14 protein-coding genes are annotated in these 15,741 nt (G+C 60.7%); 4 read left to right on the top strand and 10 right to left on the bottom strand.

Features of this window, described 5'->3' with window-relative positions:
• Nucleotides 1–6: 6 nt before the first annotated feature.
• From JJN09_RS20595 to JJN09_RS20580, 4 genes are all read right to left on the bottom strand, one after another.
• Nucleotides 7–978 carry a FecR family protein gene (locus JJN09_RS20595; protein ID WP_249483386.1) on the bottom strand — a complete coding sequence of 324 codons (972 nt, stop codon included), beginning with the start codon at nucleotides 976–978 and terminating at the stop codon, nucleotides 7–9.
• Complete coding sequence (locus JJN09_RS20590; protein WP_096817822.1) at nucleotides 975–1,493, bottom strand: RNA polymerase sigma factor; 519 nt, start codon at nucleotides 1,491–1,493, stop codon at nucleotides 975–977. The genes JJN09_RS20595 and JJN09_RS20590 overlap by 4 nt, the downstream gene beginning before the upstream one ends.
• Nucleotides 1,494–1,604: 111 nt before the next feature.
• Nucleotides 1,605–2,312, bottom strand: a complete 708-nt coding sequence (locus JJN09_RS20585) for a PolC-type DNA polymerase III (RefSeq protein ID WP_249483384.1) — start codon at nucleotides 2,310–2,312, stop codon at nucleotides 1,605–1,607.
• A complete protein-coding gene (locus JJN09_RS20580) occupies nucleotides 2,309–4,249 on the bottom strand; it encodes a putative nucleotidyltransferase substrate binding domain-containing protein (RefSeq protein WP_249483382.1) in 1,941 nt (646 codons plus the stop codon). Before JJN09_RS20580 ends, JJN09_RS20585 begins: the two co-directional genes overlap by 4 nt.
• Before the next feature lie 253 nt (nucleotides 4,250–4,502).
• Between JJN09_RS20580 and JJN09_RS20575 the strand changes: the two genes are divergently transcribed.
• Together JJN09_RS20575 and JJN09_RS20570 are read left to right on the top strand one after the other, a co-directional pair.
• Nucleotides 4,503–4,949: a response regulator gene (locus JJN09_RS20575; protein WP_249483380.1), complete on the top strand. Its 447-nt coding sequence runs from the start codon at nucleotides 4,503–4,505 to the stop codon at nucleotides 4,947–4,949.
• 138 nt (nucleotides 4,950–5,087) lie between these two features.
• Nucleotides 5,088–5,546, top strand: coding sequence for a hypothetical protein (locus tag JJN09_RS20570; RefSeq protein WP_249483378.1), 459 nt, complete (start codon nucleotides 5,088–5,090; stop codon nucleotides 5,544–5,546).
• Between the two features lie 61 nt (nucleotides 5,547–5,607).
• On the opposite strand, the gene JJN09_RS20565 is transcribed toward JJN09_RS20570, so the two are convergent.
• Nucleotides 5,608–7,785 carry a malate synthase G gene (locus JJN09_RS20565; RefSeq protein ID WP_249483376.1) on the bottom strand — a complete coding sequence of 726 codons (2,178 nt, stop codon included), beginning with the start codon at nucleotides 7,783–7,785 and terminating at the stop codon, nucleotides 5,608–5,610.
• A gap of 454 nt (nucleotides 7,786–8,239) precedes the next feature.
• Here JJN09_RS20565 and JJN09_RS20560 point away from each other — a divergent pair, with 454 nt between their 5' ends.
• Nucleotides 8,240–8,758: a glycine cleavage system protein R gene (locus tag JJN09_RS20560; protein WP_011336250.1), complete on the top strand. Its 519-nt coding sequence runs from the start codon at nucleotides 8,240–8,242 to the stop codon at nucleotides 8,756–8,758.
• A gap of 223 nt (nucleotides 8,759–8,981) precedes the next feature.
• On the opposite strand, the gene rarD is transcribed toward JJN09_RS20560, so the two are convergent.
• The 5 genes from rarD to JJN09_RS20535 form a co-directional block, all read right to left on the bottom strand.
• The gene (gene rarD / locus JJN09_RS20555; protein WP_249483375.1) at nucleotides 8,982–9,869 is read right to left on the bottom strand and encodes an EamA family transporter RarD; all 888 of its coding nucleotides are present in this window, start codon (nucleotides 9,867–9,869) and stop codon (nucleotides 8,982–8,984) included.
• Nucleotides 9,870–9,935: 66 nt separating this feature from the next.
• Complete coding sequence (locus JJN09_RS20550) at nucleotides 9,936–10,910, bottom strand: serine/threonine protein kinase (RefSeq protein ID WP_249483373.1); 975 nt, start codon at nucleotides 10,908–10,910, stop codon at nucleotides 9,936–9,938.
• A 116-nt stretch (nucleotides 10,911–11,026) separates the two neighbouring features.
• Entirely contained in the window at nucleotides 11,027–12,928 is a 1,902-nt protein-coding gene (locus tag JJN09_RS20545; protein ID WP_249483372.1) for a PhoX family phosphatase, read from the bottom strand.
• Between the two features lie 72 nt (nucleotides 12,929–13,000).
• A complete protein-coding gene (locus JJN09_RS20540) occupies nucleotides 13,001–13,765 on the bottom strand; it encodes a TOBE domain-containing protein (RefSeq protein WP_249483371.1) in 765 nt (254 codons plus the stop codon).
• A 58-nt stretch (nucleotides 13,766–13,823) separates the two neighbouring features.
• A complete protein-coding gene (locus JJN09_RS20535; RefSeq protein ID WP_249483370.1) occupies nucleotides 13,824–14,564 on the bottom strand; it encodes a ComF family protein in 741 nt (246 codons plus the stop codon).
• Between the two features lie 91 nt (nucleotides 14,565–14,655).
• On the opposite strand from JJN09_RS20535, the gene bioB reads away from it, so the two are divergent.
• On the top strand, nucleotides 14,656–15,711 hold the full coding sequence (gene bioB / locus JJN09_RS20530; protein WP_085731680.1) for a biotin synthase BioB: 1,056 nt from the start codon (nucleotides 14,656–14,658) through the stop codon (nucleotides 15,709–15,711).
• The last annotated feature ends 30 nt before the right edge of the window (nucleotides 15,712–15,741 follow it).

Below are 15,741 nucleotides of genomic sequence, written 5' to 3'. Positions count from 1 at the left end.
GGTGTGTCAGGGCTTCGGATCAGCCTTGGCCACGGTGACCCACCACGGCGTGTGCTGCTCGATCTGCACCGGCAGGGTCGGGAGCAGGGCGCTCAACGCCTTGTCGGTATCGTGCAGCGGGAAGCTGCCGGTAATGCGCAGATCGGCGACTTCCCGCGCAATGCCCAGATGGCCTCGACGATAGCGGCTGAGTTCGTGCACCAGGTCTTCCAGGCGGGCGTTGTCCACCACCAGCATGCCGCGGGTCCAGGCATCGGCACCGGGGGTGAGCGCCACCACCGAATCCAGACCGTTATTGCGGATCAGCACTTGCTGGCCTTCACGCAGGATCTGTTCCTGCGGATTGGATTGTGGATGTGCCGCGACGGCCGACTGCAACACGCTCAGGCGCGTGCCCTGTTCTTCGCGTTTGACCAGAAACCGCGTGCCCAGCGCGCGCATGCGGCCTTCACGGGTTTCGACAATGAACGGTCGTGAATCGCCATGACCGGTCTCGATGAGAATTTCACCTTCCTGCAGCACGAGCAGCCGCTGCTTGTCATCGAACCGCACATCCATGGCGCTGTGGGTGTTGAGGTTGACCACGGTGCCGTCCGCCAGCCGTACGGTGCGTTGTTCACCGGTGGCCGTGCGCTGATCGGCGAGCCAGTAATCCAGCGGCAGATAGTGTTCTGCGGCAAACAACGACAGGCCGACCACCGCGACAACACTGGCCAGACCACTGCCAAGCTTGCGCACCCGACGACGGATGCCTTCACGCGATTGCAGCAACGCGCTGCGGGCCGGGCCGTTGGCCACGCTGAAACGCTGGTCGAGCATGCCCAGCTGGCGCCAGGCGCGGGCGTGTTCTTCGTTGGCGGCGTGCCATTTGGCGAACTCTTCACGCTCAAGCGGGCTGCTGGAATCGAGGGTCAATTGCCAGGCAATCGCCGCGTCCAGCACATGGGCCGAGACCGGTTTGGAACTGGCCGGGTTCACGTCGGCTCACCGTACAGCGCGATGTAGCACTGGCGGATGCCCTGGGCCAGATACTGGCGCACGCGCGGCACCGATACGCCGAGTTTGTCGGCGATCTCGGCATGGGTCAGGCCGTCGAGGCGGTTATAGAGGAATGCGGCGCGAGCCTTGGTCGACAGTTGGCCGAGCAAGCGGTCGATGGCTTTGAGGTCTTCGAGAATCAGTTGCTGCTCTTCGACCGACGGCTGCTCGCCTTCGGGGATCAGCATCAGTTCGGCGAGATAGGCCTGTTCCAGGGCGGCTCGACGGAAGTAGTCGAACAGCAGGCCCTTGGCGATGGCCACCAAAAAGGCGCGGGGTTCGCGGGGTGTCAGCAGTTCCTCGCGACCGAGCAGGCGGACGAAGGTGTCCTGGCTCAGGTCTTCGGCGCGTTGCGGGCAGGCCACGTTGCGCCGAAGCCAGCCCAGCAGCCAGCCGCGATGGTCGCGATACAACGCACCGACGAGCTCACTGTGAGGGCTTTGGGCTGACGACACGACGGCACCGACTGGGAAATGTTAACTAACGAGAATTGTTCGCGATTGTGGCAGAGGTGGGAATGGTTAGCAATTGGCCACCGGTCGGGTTGTCGGGCGACAACCCGGGGCTCAGAACGAATGCGTCTGCTGACGGCGCCTCCACTGGCCAAGGCGTTGCTGCAAACTCAATGGGCTGTGAATCTGCTGCTGACGCGCCCGGCTGAACAGAATCAATGCCAGCTCTGCCGTGGCCAGTGCGTCGGCGCTGGCGTGGTGGCGCTCGAACACTTCGAGCTTGAACCAGCCGATCCACTCATCCAGCCCCGCCTCGCGGATCTGCGCCTGGGGGCAAACCAGCGGCGCAATGTCGGCGACATCGAGAAACACCTGCTGCAACTTGTGGCCCAGATGTTCTTTCACTGCCCGGCCCAGCATGTGCTGATCGAACGGCGCATGAAACGCCAGCACCGGACTGTCGCCAATAAACTCCAGAAGTTCGAGCAATGCCTCGGCCGGCTCGCTGCCAGCAGCAATCGCATTCGGCCCCAGCCCGTGGATCAACACGCTGGGGCTGAGTTTGAGTTCGCGACATTGCAGGGTGCGTTCGAACTGTTGGCTGAAGTCGATGGCGCCGTCCTCGATCACCACTGCGCCAATCGACAGCACCCGGTCCTTGTTCAGGTTGAGCCCGGTGGTTTCCAGGTCCAGCACTACCCAGCGCTGTTCGCGCAGGCTGCATTCGTTCAGTTCGCCGATTGCCGGCAGTTTCGTCAGGCGTTGTTGCAGTTCGTCCGGCAATACCGGGCCGGCCGGACGCAGCCACGAGAACAGGCTCATAGCTGATACCGCAAGGTCAGGCTGCTTTGCAGGCGTTGGGCCTGGCGCAGGGATTCACGCAGGATGCGCCGGTCCAGATGATTGAGGCTGTCGGGATCGACCCGGTTCGAATACGGCAGGTTTTCCCGGGTCTGCAGTTGATGCTGCTGCATGCGCGTCTGCTGGATAAAGTGATACGCCTCTTCGTACGCGGCGCCATCCAGTCGGTCGATGACTTCTTTCTCCACCAGTTGGCGGAAGCGTTCGAGGGTGTTGTTGGCGTCGATGCCATTGGCCAGTGCCAGCAAGCGGGCACCGTCGACAAACGGCGTCAGGCCCTGGATCTTCAGGTCCAGCGTGGCTTTCTCGCCGTTCTTGCGGGTCAGCACGAATTCACGGAACCGCCCCACCGGCGGGCGGTTGCGCAAGGCGTTCTCGGCCATCATTCGCTGGAACAAACGATTGTCGCCGACCTGATCAAGAATCCCCCGGCGCAATTGCTCGCAACCCTGTTCATCGCCCCAGACCACGCGCAGATCGAAATAGATGCTTGAGCCCAGCAGGTTCTCCGGCGTCGCCTCACGAATGAATGCGGCAAAACGCCGGGCCCATTCGGCGCGGGACAGGCACAGTTGAGGGTTGCCGGCCATGACGTTGCCCTTGCACAGGGTGAAGCCGCACTGCGCCAGGCTGTTATTGATCTGCTGGGCGATGGGCAGCAACTTGCCGCGAATTTCCGCCGCATGGGCCGCATCCCGCGCATCGAACAAAATACCGTTGTCCTGATCGGTGTGCAGGGTCTGTTCGCGCCGGCCTTCGCTGCCGAAGCACAGCCAGCTGAACGGCACGCCGGGGTCGCCTTTCTCGGCGAGAGTCAGTTCGATCACCCGGCACACGGTGTGATCGTTGAGCAGGGTGATGATGTGGGTGATCTGGGTCGAAGACGCGCCGTGAGCGAGCATGCGCTCCACCAGTTGGCCGATCTCGCCGCGCAGGGTCACCAGTTGTTCAACCCGCTGGGCGCTGCGGATGGTCCGTGCCAGGTGCACCAGATCGACCCGTTGCAGCGAGAACAGATCACGCTCGGAAACCACGCCACAGAGGCGTTGATCCTTGACCAGGCAGACGTGAGCGATATGCCGCTCGGTCATCGCGATCGCGGCATCGAAGGCGCTGTGATCCGGCGACAGATAGAACGGCGAGGGCGTCATGTGGCGCTCAATCGATTCGCTGAAATCGCCAACGCCCTCAGCCACCACATGTCGCAAGTCGCGCAGGGTGAAAATCCCCAGCGGCGCCTTGTGCTCATCCACTGCGACGATGCTGCCGACCTGTTGCTCGTGCATCAGCTTCACTGCTTCGCGCAGCGGGGTGTTCGGGCTGCAAGTCACCGGATGGCGCATCGCCAATTCGCCCAAGCGGGTGTTCAGCGAATACTGGGTGCCGAGGGTTTCCACGGCTTTCTGCTGGACTTGCTGGTTGACCTGATCGAGCAGGCTGCTGACCCCGCGCAGGGCGAAGTCGCGGAAGGTGTTGGAGAGGGCGAACAGCTTGATGAACGCCAGTTTGTTCAGTTGAAGGCAGAAGGTGTCTTCGCCGGCCAGGTGTTCGGTGCGGGTAGCCCGTTCACCCAGCAGTGCGGCGAGGGGGAAACACTCGCCGGTGGTGATTTCAAACGTGGTTTCGGTGCCGCCCTTGGCCGTGTGCGGCCGCTCGCCGACCACCCGCCCCTGTTTGACGATATAGAAGTGTTCGACCGGCCCGTCGGCGGGTTTGATGATGCTCTCGCCCTGACCGTAGAAGCGCAGTTGGCATTGCTCCACCAGATAGGCCAGGTGGGCGTGCTCCATCTGATTGAAAGGGGGGAAGCGCTGGAGGAATTGCAACGTGCCCTGGATGTTCTGCAACACCGCGGTTTTCCCTGCCTGGGTGAAGGCGTCCGCTTTACTCATAACCATTACCGCAGTCTTTTTCGAATTGTTGTTATTGGATCGTTGCAACCATGGTCGACCCCATCGCGCGGGGTGCCCATTGGACGTAAGTCTAGGTTTGACATGCCGTTGGGTAGTTTTCGGAGATGCCCTACAAAAACAGTCGGAAATTCACTGAATCGCCCCTTGGAAAAAAATCCGACGAAGTGCACATTGAAGCTCTGCCCAGCGATGTCTGACCACAGTGCCAGGGGATCGATTTGAAAACGTAGAGAACGCCATGTCCGACCACGATATTTTGAGCGACGCCGAGCGGGAAGCGCTCAGCGCCGTCATGCTGGAACCCGACCTGCCGCCGCAGCGGGTACTGATCGTTGACGACGACAAGGATGCCCGCGAGCTGCTGTCGGAGATCCTGGCACTGGACGGCATTCGTTGCATGACGGCAGCCAGCGGCGAGTCCGCGCTCAAGATGATCGAGGAAAAACCTTCCATCGGTCTGGTGATCACGGATCTGCGGATGGGGCATGTCGGCGGGTTGGAGCTGATTCGGCAGGTGCGGGAATCGGTACGGGCGGCGATGCCGATCATCATTGTCTCGGGTGATGCCGACGTGAAGGATGCGATCGCGGCGATGCATTTGAGTGTGGTGGATTTTTTGCTCAAGCCTATTGATACGGCGAAGTTGCTTGTTCTTGTTCGACATGAATTGGGAATGAACACATAACCAGAGATTCCATTCGTCGGAATCTCAGCTTTACCTGTCAAATATGACAGTAGACGAAAGCCAGTCGCGAGTATCCAATTGTTGAGGTGGCATTAATTGATATGCCGCCCTCCATTAACTCTGAACTTGGTGATTGTCATGGACAGTAAAGTTGAATTTGATAAAGCACGTAAGAACATTATTAACGTACAAGAAAATACGGATCAGTCGCTGGCGCCTTTTACAGGTGGCGCGTCTCTTATAGTTGCTATCAATGGAGATGAACATCCATTCGAAACGGAGCAAGTCACGACTGACTGGTCAGGAGGGGCAGATCACGTTGTTGTGAAAGGCCAAGGTCGGGAGGAGGTTTTGTTATTGTTTCATTCTAAGCTGGCAGATGGCTTTTATAGGTTTAATGACCTTGGGGATATGCATATTTCGTACATTGATGAGAGTGGGGAACTACAACAAAGTATTTGGTATGGTGCTGCGTATGTGGCTGTTAGTGATGGCGGCAAAACAAAATATGGCGCCCTCGACGTTCGTTTTATTCCGCTTTATGGTGAGAGCAAAGTAAGTGTTCGCGGTGGTTTCTTCTGCCATCTTAATGTTTAACTCTTAAAATTAAGCCCTGATCAAAAGATCAGGGCTTTTTCATGTCCGGCATCAGCGCGGGTTACAGGCCATTGGCAGCCTTGAACTCGCGACGACGACGGTGCAGGACCGGCTCGGTGTAGCCGTTCGGCTGCTTGGTGCCTTCGATGACCAGTTCGACGGCTGCCTGGAAGGCGATGTTGCTGTCGAAGTTCGGGGCCAGCGGACGGTACAGCGGGTCGTTGGCGTTCTGGCGGTCCACCACCGGCGCCATGCGCTTGAGGCTTTCCATCACTTGCGCTTCGGTGACGACACCGTGGCGCAGCCAGTTGGCGATGTGCTGGCTGGAGATACGCAGCGTTGCACGGTCTTCCATCAGGCCGACGTCGTTGATGTCCGGCACTTTCGAGCAACCCACGCCCTGATCGATCCAGCGCACCACGTAGCCGAGAATGCCCTGGGCGTTGTTGTCCAGTTCGTTCTTGATCTGCTCCGGGGTCCAGTTCGGGTTGATCGCCAGCGGGATGGTCAGGATGTCATCGACCGAAGCACGGGCACGTTTGGCCAGCTCGGCCTGACGGGCGAACACGTCAACCTTGTGGTAGTGCAGCGCGTGCAGCGCAGCAGCCGTTGGCGACGGAACCCAGGCAGTGTTGGCACCGGCCAGCGGGTGAGCAATTTTCTGTTCGAGCATCGCCGCCATCAGGTCGGGCATCGCCCACATGCCTTTACCGATTTGCGCACGACCTTGCAGGCCGGTGCTCAGACCGATATCGACGTTCCAGTTCTCGTAGGCGCCGATCCACTTCTCAGCCTTCATGTCAGCCTTGCGCACCATCGGGCCGGCTTCCATGGAGGTGTGGATTTCGTCGCCGGTACGGTCGAGGAAACCGGTGTTGATGAACACCACGCGCTCGCTGGCCGCCTGGATGCAGGCCTTGAGGTTGACCGTGGTACGGCGTTCCTCGTCCATGATCCCGACTTTCAGGGTGTTGCGCTTTAGGCCCAGCACGTCTTCGATACGACCGAACAGCTCGTTGGTGAACGCCGCTTCTTCCGGGCCGTGCATCTTCGGTTTAACGATGTAGACGGAACCGGTGCGGGTGTTCTTGCGCGAGGTGTTGCCGCTCAGGTTGTGCATCGACGCCAGGCAAGTCACCAGACCGTCGAGGATGCCTTCCGGCACTTCGTTGCCGTGCTTGTCGAGGATCGCGTCGATGGTCATCAGGTGACCGACGTTGCGCACGAACAACAGCGAGCGACCGTGCAGGGTCAGTTCGCTGCCGTCGACCTTGGTGTAGGTGCGATCCGGGTTCATGGTGCGGGTGAAGGTCTGGCCGCCCTTGGAAACCGATTCCGCCAGGTCACCCTTCATCAGGCCCAGCCAGTTGCGGTAGATCACAACCTTGTCGTCGGCATCGACGGCAGCCACGGAGTCTTCGCAGTCCATGATGGTGGTCAGCGCCGCTTCCATCAGGATGTCTTTGACGCCGGCGGCATCGGTCTGGCCGACCGGGGTGCTGGCATCGATCTGGATTTCGAAATGCAGGCCGTTGTTTTTCAGCAGGATCGCGATCGGAGCCGAGGCATCGCCCTGGAAACCGATCAGTTGCGCATCGTTGCGCAGGCCGCTGTTGCTGCCGCCCTTGAGGGTGACGACCAGTTTGCCGTCAGCAATCTTGTAACCGGTGGAATCGACGTGGGAGCCGGCCGCCAGTGGTGCCGCTTCGTCGAGGAATGCACGGGCGAAGGCGATGACTTTGTCGCCACGTACCTTGTTGTAGCCTTTGCCTTTTTCCGCGCCGCCGGCTTCGCTGATGGCGTCGGTGCCATACAGGGCGTCGTACAGCGAACCCCAGCGGGCGTTCGAGGCGTTGAGGGCGAAGCGGGCGTTCATCACCGGAACCACGAGTTGCGGGCCGGCGGTACGGGCGATTTCGTCATCGACGTTTTGCGTCGTTGCCTGGAAATCAGCCGCTTCTGGCAGCAGATAACCGATCTCTTGCAGGAAGGCTTTGTAGGCCACGGCGTCGTGTGGTTGACCGGCACGGCTCTGGTGCCAGCCGTCGACACGGGCCTGGAAGTCATCGCGTTTGGCGAGTAGGGCTTTGTTCTTCGGCGCCAGGTCGTGAATGACCTTGTCGGCACCTTCCCAGAATTTGTCGGCGGTGAGGCCGGTACCGGGAATGGCTTCGTTGTTCACGAAGTCGAACAGGACTTTGGCGACCTGCAGGCCACCGACTTGAACGTGTTCAGTCATTGCTTGCCTCACTCTGCTCAGCTATTTCGCTTTTCAGCTCTTCAATTTGACAATGAAGCCTCTGGCCATTTAAACCACAAACCCCTCGACCAGTACATGCCATCGCTGGCGGCTGGGCTGGGACCAATCAACGGCTTGGGGGCCTTGCTGACGGGGCTTTCAGGGTTGCGAACGTGCCTTGGGCAGACATCGATCCAGCGTTATGTAGTGCGCGCTGCGGCATACTACATGATGAGTTGCGGTTGTGAAAATCAGACTAATTACGTCGTTCTGCGACCCCATGACGCATTGCGGTCACGGCACGGAACGGGATGTTCTCAAAAAACCAATGGATTGTTCCAGCTAAATATAAAAAGTTGTACACGATTTGTGATTTCGAGCGTCTGAGGCGTCTGTCGAACGCTTGCCTATACTTGTTTTTCTATAACAAAAGTCATGACAAGAGGGCTGCGCCATGGATCACCTCGTACTCACCGTCTTTGCACCGGACAAGCCCGGGCAGGTCGAGCGCATCGCCCAATGCATCGCCGAACACGGTGGCAACTGGCTGGAAAGCCGCATGTCGCGGATGGCCGGGCAGTTCGCCGGGATTCTGCGAGTCGGTGTGCCGGCGGAGGCTTACGACGAATTGGTCGATGCCTTACAAGCGCTGTCGGCGCAGGGCATTCGTGTGCTGGTGGCCGAAAGCGGAATCGAGCAGGCCTGCACCTGGAAGCCGATCGCCATGGAGTTGGTGGGCAATGATCGTCCGGGCATCGTGCGGGATATCACCCGGCTGCTGAGCGAGCAGGGTGTGAACCTCGAACGGCTGGTGACCGAAGTGCGTCCGGCGCCGATGAGCAGCGAGCCGCTGTTTCACGCCGAGGCGATTCTGGCGGTGCCGCTGACCCTGTCGCTGGACGTGCTGCAATCGCGCCTGGAAACCCTGGCCGATGACTTGATGGTGGAATTGGTGCTGCGCACCGACCTGTGAAGACGGATCGGGTTATCCAGTTTAAACGTGCACCTGCCTGTGGATAACCTGTAGAGACTGACCGCCAGGCCACGTCCGCCGTGGGTTGGCGAAGATTGATCAAAAAACCGCCAGCATTCAGTGACTTGCGCACAAACGGCGGGGATCACGCTGTGGATAACCTTGGGAAGGAACGACACAGGCCACGAGAACCATGGCCTGTGGAGGTTTGTGCGTTTTTTGATCAGCTACGGCGGCGCAGGCTCATCCACGCATCGACGCTGTACACCGCCAGACCGGCCCAGATAAACATGAAGGCAATCAGCGTACTCGACGACAAGTGCTCACCGAACAGCAGCACCGCCTGCAGCAGCACTAGGGTAGGCGCCAGGTATTGCAGGAAGCCGAGTGTGGTGTAAGGCAGATGCCGCGCGGCAGCGTTGAAGCAGACCAGCGGCACCAGCGTCACCGGGCCCGCCGCCACCAGCCACCAGGCTTCGGAGGTAGTCCAGAACTCAGCCTGCGCACTGGTGGCGGCTGGATTGAACAGCAACCATGCAACGGCGATCGGCACCAGCATCCAGGTTTCCACCACCAGTCCCGGCAGTGCCTTGACTGGCGCCTGCTTGCGGATGAGCCCGTAGAAACCGAAGGTCAGTGCCAGCACCAACGACACCCACGGCAGACTGCCGACCTGCCACACCTGCTGAGCGACGCCGACCGCCGCCAGACCTACCGCCAGCCACTGCATGCGCCGCAGGCGTTCGCCAAGGATCAGCATGCCCAGCAACACGTTCACCAATGGGTTGATGTAGTAACCGAGGCTCGCTTCCAGCATCCGGCCATTGTTCACCGACCAGACGTAGGTCAGCCAATTGGCCGCGATCAAGGTGCCGCTCAGCGCAAGAATCGCCAGGCGTTTTGGATTGTCGCGCAGCTCCTGCCACCAGCCCGGGTGCTTCCAGACCATCAGTAACAACGCACCAAACAGCGCCGACCACAAAACTCGGTGAATGATGATCTCCACCGCCGGCACTTCGGCGATGGCTTTGAAGTAGAGCGGGAACAATCCCCAGATGATGTAGGCACTCAGGCCCAGAATGTACCCGCGACGCGGATTGGCGGCTTGCATGCAAAATCCTTGCTTAGGCAGCTAACAAAGCAGTGATTGTACGGGCAGTTGTATAGACGTGTCGTGTCAGAAAAGCTTCAACGGCTCTTCATTCAACGCCGCCAATTGTTCACGCAACGCCAGCACCTGATCCCCCCAATAGCGTTCCGTGCCGAACCACGGAAAACTGTGAGGGAATGCCGGATCGTCCCAGCGTCGGGCCAGCCAGGCGCTGTAATGCATCAGGCGCAGGGCGCGCAGCGGTTCGATCAGCGCCAGTTCACGCGGGTCGAAATCGTGGAATTCGTTGTAGCCGTCCATCAACTCCGACAGTTGTCCGAGGCATTCCTGTCGGTCACCGGCGAGCATCATCCAGATGTCCTGCACGGCCGGGCCCATGCGGCAGTCGTCAAGGTCGACGATGTGGAACATCTCGTCGCGGCACATCATGTTGCCGGGGTGGCAGTCGCCGTGCATGCGGATGTTCTGATGCGGCGTGGCAGCGTAGACATCTTCCACACGCTTGAGCAGATCGCGGGCGACGGACTCGTAGGCCGGCAGCAGGCTTTTGGGGATGAAGTTGCCTTCCAGCAAAGTGGTCAGCGACGCATGGCCGAAGTTCTGCACGGCCAGTGCTTCGCGGTGCTCGAACGGGCGCGTTGCGCCGACGGCATGAATGCGCCCCAGCAACTGACCGAGACGATACAACTGATCGAGATTGCCCGGCTCCGGCGCCCGGCCACCGCGACGGGGAAACAGGGTGAAACGGAAACCGGCATGTTCGTGCAGGGTCTGGCCGTTGTGGATAAGTGGCGCCACCACCGGGATCTCGACGTCGGCCAGTTCGAAGGTGAACTGGTGTTCTTCGAGAATGGCTTCGTTGGTCCAGCGCTGTGGGCGATAGAACTTGGCGATCAGCGGTTCGGAGTCTTCGATGCCGACCTGATAGACGCGGTTTTCGTAACTGTTGAGCGCCAGGATGCGCGCGTCGCTCAGAAAACCAATGCTTTCGACGGCATCGAGCACGAGGTCTGGGGTGAGGGTTTCAAACGGGTGGGCCATGCTGACTCCTGCGCGCAGCAGGCTGCCGCGTCCGGCCCAGCATGGTAGCGCAGACAGGCTGTCTTGAGTGTGATCGTTCCCGCGCAGAGCTCGGGAACGATCTGAGTGCCGCCGTATCAGGCGCCGACGATCCCGCCATCCTCACGGGTAATCGCCATCACCGAAGAGCGCGGCTTGCCGTTCGGCAAGTGCTCGGGGAAGGTCGAACCGCCGTTCTCGCCCGGATGCTGAATCCCGACAAACAGGGTTTTCTGATCCGGCGAGAAACTGATCCCGGTGACTTCACAACCGATCGGCCCGACCATGAACCGGCGAATCTCCCCGGTCTTGGGATCGGCGCAGAGCATCTGGTTGTTGCCCATTCCGGCGAAGTCCCCGGCGTTGCTCGAATCACCGTCGGTGAGAATCCACAGTCGGCCAGCCTTGTCGAAGCCGAGGCCGTCCGGGCTGTTGAACATGTTCTGCGGGGTGATATTCGACGAACCGCCCTTCGGCGTGCCGGCATGCACGCCCGGGTTGCCGGCCACCACGAACAGATCCCAGGCGAAGGTCTTCGAACCGTGATCGTCGCGGTCGGTGCGCCAGCGCAGGATCTGCCCGTAGACGTTCTTCTCGCGAGGGTTCGGCCCGCCCACCGGTTGCCCGTCTTCGCCGCGTTTGGCGTTGTTGGTCAGGGTGCAGTAAACCTGGCCGTCTTTCGGGCTGACCACGATCCATTCCGGGCGATCCATGCGCGTGGCGCCGACCACACTGGCGGCGAGTCGCGCGTGGATCAGCACTTCAGCCTGATCGGCAAAACCGCTGCTGGCGTCGATGCCGTTCTTGCCGTGGGTCAGCTCGATCCACTGGCCCTGGCCTTTCGGGTGGTCGGGGTTGCCGTCGCCCGCATCGAATTTCGCCACGTACAGGGTGCCGTGATCGAGGATGTCGCGGTTGGCTTTCGTGTTGCGGTGGTTGATGCGGTCGCGGCTGATGAACTTGTAGATGAACTCGCCGCGTTCGTCGTCGCCCATGTACACCACGGCGCGACCGTCGTCGGTCTCGGCCAGGGCGGCGTTTTCGTGTTTGAAGCGACCGAGGGCAGTGCGTTTGACCGGGGTCGATTGCGGGTCGAACGGGTCGATTTCCACTACCCAGCCGTGACGGTTGAGCTCGTTCGGGTTCTTCGCCATGTCGAAGCGCGGATCGAACGGGTGCCAGTTGATCTCGCGACTGGCGACCGAGACGCCGTAGCGCTTCTGCGCCGGGTCGAACTGTTGCTGGGCGTTGCTGCTGCCGAAGCAGTCGGTGAAATTCTCTTCACAGGTCAGGTAAGTGCCCCACGGCGTCTTACCGTTGGCGCAGTTCTGGAAGGTGCCGAGGACTTTCTTGCCGTGCTTGTCGGCGCTGGTCTTCATCAACTCATGGCCGGCCGCCGGGCCGCTGATGCGCAGTGGCGAGTTGCCGTGGATGCGACGGTTGTAGCGCGAGCCCTGAACGAACTGCCATTGGCCGTTCTTGCGTGCCACTTCGATCACCGACACCCCTTCGCAGGCCAGCGCCTTGCGCACGTCTTCCGCCGATTGCGGCTGGCCGCCATGGGGGTAGAGGTAGCGGTAGTTGGTGTATTCGTTGTTGATCGCCATCAGGGCGCGATTCTTGTCGTCCGGGAAGGCGAACAGGCTCATGCCGTCGTTGTTGTCGCCGAACTGCACTTCCTGTGCAGCCGCGGTGCCGTTGCCGCTCGGGTCGAAGGCCGGGCCGTTCTTGTGCAGGGGCTGACCCCAGCTGATCAGCACCGACGACTTGTAGCCCTTGGGCAGGCTGATGACGTCGGTGGTGGCGGCCGGAATGCTGTCGAAGCCGAGCAGACGGCTGTTGCCGGCGCTGACACCGGTGGCCAGCGCGCTGCGGCTCAACAGGCTGCCCCCGAGGAACATCGCCGCGCCGCACAACGCGCCGGCACCGATGAAACCGCGACGGCTCAGGCCGACCATTTTTTCCAGGTCAGTGGATTGGTTTTCTTCTAATAGGCTCACATCAGGCTCCCTGCTTGGTTTTGGCAGCCACCTTAATGAGAGGCGATGACGCTTTTGTTGCAGGAGCGCGTGCTAAAGCGGTGTGCCGATCAGCACGTTGGACGGCGAAAACTGCACTTGCACCGGTTGTTCGAGGGTCAGTCCATTCGTGCGCAGGTGCAGCGGCTCAGCCAGGGCGCAGAGTGTCTGGCCATTGGGCAGGGCGATGCGCACTTCGCTGGGGCCGTCCTCGGCATCGAGAATGGCTTCGAGGGTGCCGCTCAGAAGATTGTGACCGGATGTTGCAGGCTGATCGTGCCCCAGCAATTCCAGCCAACCGGCCTTGATCAATGCCACCACTTCGGTACCCGGTTGCAGCTCCAGATGCACGGTGCTGTCGTGGGTGATCTGCGCATCGATGCACAGACCTTCGGCCAGTTCGAGATGGATCAGGTCATTGCGGCCTTGATGCTCGATGCTGACGACTTTGCCGTGCAGTTGATTGCGGGCGCTGGTCCGGAGCATCAAGCGGCCCAGCAGATCCAGATCGCTGGCGTCTTCGGCAGCTTCCAGCACCTGCGCCTGCAAGGCTTGCAGCTTCTGATACAGACGCAGCACTCGTTCACCTTCGCTGGAAAGCTTGGCGCCACCGCCGCCCTTGCCACCGACAGCCCGCTCGACCAGCGGCTTTTGCGCGAGATTGTTCAACTCATCGATGGCGTCCCACGCCGCCTTGTAACTCAGGCCCGCGCTTTTGGCGGCGCGGGTGATCGAGCCCTGTTCGGCAATGTGTTGCAGCAGGGCGATGCGCTGCGGGCGGCGGACGATGTGCTGGGACAACAGGGAAGGCAAGGACATGTCGGGTGCTTTGTGCTGGGGTGATGGTGGAGGAAGTTGGCCGCTTGGCGCGTGTGAGTCAAGCCGCGTCGCCAGGTTTCGGTGTTCGGGCCAGGCAGTAGACGTCGACCCGCGTGGCACCCGCGTCCACCAGCAGCCGGGCCAATGCCTGGGCGGTGGCGCCGGTGGTCAGCACATCATCCACCAAGGCCAGATGCCGACCTTGTATGTGGGCGTCTGGCAAAAGTTCGAAGGCATTGCGCAGATTGCGTTTGCGCGCCTTGGCATCGAGTGCCTGCTGGGCGCTGGTGTCCTGAATTCGGCGCAGGATATTTTCTTCACAGGGAAGATCCAGTTGCTTGCCGAGCCACCGCGCCAGCATTGCCGCCTGATTGAATCCACGTTGGCGCAGACGCTTGTTCGCCAACGGTATCGGTAACAAGGCATCCGGGCGTGGCAGGCCTTCATCGAAGCGATGTTGCAGGAATTGTCCGAGAACATCGCCGAGCAGGCGGCCAAACGGCCATTTCGCATTGTGCTTGAAGCGGGTGATCAGGCTGTCCACCGGGAAGCCGTAGGACCAGGGCACCGCCACGTGTTCGAAGGCGGGCGGATCCTTCAGGCAGCCGCCGCACGTCAGGCCCGCAGCGGGCAGCGGCAAGGCACATGTCACGCATTGATCACCCAGCCAGGGCAGTTCGGTTTCGCAGGCCACGCAGAGGGGTGTTTCGGCTTCCGCCGGTTCATCGCACAACAAACAGCGTTGGTTGTTATTTAACCAGATGTAAACCGGTCTATCTTGATGTGGTTGACAGTGCATGGCTCTTCCTTAAATATGCCGAACATCCGTGTCGTGCCTGTGGGTATTCCGTTTCCCCAGGCGCAAGCCAAGCATAACCAAGGAATCGCCCATGAGCGCCAGCACCACTGCCACCCTGCGTCACGACTGGTCTTTGGCCGAAGTCAAAGCACTCTTCGTTCAGCCATTCAACGACTTGCTGTTTCAGGCCCAGACGGTGCACCGCGCGCATTTCGACGCCAACCGCGTCCAGGTTTCCACCCTGCTGTCGATCAAGACCGGCGCCTGCCCGGAAGATTGCAAATACTGTCCGCAGTCCGGTCACTACAACACCGGTCTGGAAAAAGAAAAGCTGATGGAAGTGCAGAAGGTCCTCGAAGAGGCTGCCCGCGCCAAGGCCATCGGTTCGACCCGTTTCTGCATGGGCGCGGCGTGGAAACACCCGTCGGCCAAGGACATGCCCTACGTGTTGAAGATGGTCGAAGGTGTGAAGGCCATGGGCCTGGAAACCTGCATGACCCTCGGTCGTCTCGATCAGGATCAGACCGAAGCGCTGGCCAAGGCCGGACTCGACTACTACAACCACAACCTCGACACCTCGCCGGAGTTCTACGGCAGCATCATCACCACCCGTACTTACAGCGAGCGTTTGCAGACCCTGGCCTACGTGCGCGATGCCGGCATGAAGATCTGCTCCGGTGGCATTCTCGGCATGGGCGAGTCCCTCGATGACCGCGCCAACCTGCTGATTCAGCTGGCCAACCTGCCGGAGCATCCGGAATCGGTACCGATCAACATGCTGGTGAAAGTCGCCGGCACGCCGCTGGAAAACGCCGATGACGTCGATCCGTTCGACTTTATCCGCATGCTCGCCGTGGCGCGGATCCTGATGCCGCAATCCCACGTGCGTCTGTCCGCCGGCCGCGAAGCGATGAACGAGCAGATGCAGGCCCTGGCGTTCTTCGCCGGCGCCAACTCGATCTTCTACGGCGACAAACTGCTGACCACCGCCAACCCGCAGGCCGACAAGGACATGCAGCTGTTTGCGCGTCTGGGCATTCAGCCAGAAGCCCGCGAAGAACATGCCGATGAAGTGCATCAGGCTGCCATCGAGCAGGCGCTGGTGGAGCAGAAGAGCAGCGAGCAGTTCTACAACGCGGCGGTCTGATCGCCCGTTCTTCTCAGGCGCTGCCTCGGG

The organism is Pseudomonas sp. HS6, from assembly GCF_023375815.1.
GTDB lineage: Bacteria > Pseudomonadota > Gammaproteobacteria > Pseudomonadales > Pseudomonadaceae > Aquipseudomonas.
The sequence above is the reverse complement of the archived record's forward strand: the minus strand, read 5'-3'. Positions and strand labels throughout refer to the sequence as shown.

Bases quoted from the DNA above. Each gene is read 5' to 3' on its own strand.
- bioB (WP_085731680.1), top strand. From the start codon at position 14,656: ATGAGCGCCAGCACCACTGCCACCCTGCGTCACGACTGGTCTTTGGCC.
- JJN09_RS20575 (WP_249483380.1), top strand. From the start codon at position 4,503: ATGTCCGACCACGATATTTTGAGCGACGCCGAGCGGGAAGCGCTCAGC.
- JJN09_RS20560 (WP_011336250.1), top strand. From the start codon at position 8,240: ATGGATCACCTCGTACTCACCGTCTTTGCACCGGACAAGCCCGGGCAG.
- JJN09_RS20540 (WP_249483371.1), bottom strand. From the start codon at position 13,765: ATGTCCTTGCCTTCCCTGTTGTCCCAGCACATCGTCCGCCGCCCGCAG.
- JJN09_RS20570 (WP_249483378.1), top strand. From the start codon at position 5,088: ATGGACAGTAAAGTTGAATTTGATAAAGCACGTAAGAACATTATTAAC.
- JJN09_RS20585 (WP_249483384.1), bottom strand. From the start codon at position 2,312: ATGAGCCTGTTCTCGTGGCTGCGTCCGGCCGGCCCGGTATTGCCGGAC.
- JJN09_RS20580 (WP_249483382.1), bottom strand. From the start codon at position 4,249: ATGGTTATGAGTAAAGCGGACGCCTTCACCCAGGCAGGGAAAACCGCG.
- JJN09_RS20535 (WP_249483370.1), bottom strand. From the start codon at position 14,564: ATGCACTGTCAACCACATCAAGATAGACCGGTTTACATCTGGTTAAAT.
- JJN09_RS20565 (WP_249483376.1), bottom strand. From the start codon at position 7,785: ATGACTGAACACGTTCAAGTCGGTGGCCTGCAGGTCGCCAAAGTCCTG.
- JJN09_RS20550 (WP_249483373.1), bottom strand. From the start codon at position 10,910: ATGGCCCACCCGTTTGAAACCCTCACCCCAGACCTCGTGCTCGATGCC.
- rarD (WP_249483375.1), bottom strand. From the start codon at position 9,869: ATGCAAGCCGCCAATCCGCGTCGCGGGTACATTCTGGGCCTGAGTGCC.